The organism is Citrobacter sp. TBCS-14 (genome assembly GCF_005280805.1).
GTDB lineage: Bacteria > Pseudomonadota > Gammaproteobacteria > Enterobacterales > Enterobacteriaceae > Citrobacter > Citrobacter gillenii.
In genome coordinates, this window is record NZ_SZWM01000436.1 from 1 (window position 1) to 201 (window position 201).

The following is a 201-nucleotide window of genomic DNA, read 5'->3' on the forward strand; positions in this document are numbered from 1 at the left end:
CGCCAGTAAATCCCGCGATAACAGCCGCACGCCGATGCAGTGGGATGCCAGCCAACACGCGGGCTTTACCGAGGGCGAGCCATGGATCAATCTGTGTGACAACGCGGCGGAGATCAACGTGGCGGCTGCGCTGAGCGATGCCGACTCAGTGTTCTATGCCTATCAGAGGCTGATCGCACTGCGCAAAACGGAGCCGGTTAT

At 60.2% G+C, this 201-nt stretch carries 1 pseudogene; it reads left to right on the forward strand.

The features are described 5' to 3' along the window. Window positions 1-201 (forward strand): annotated as a pseudogene (locus FDX22_RS15945) (alpha,alpha-phosphotrehalase); the annotation flags it as partial.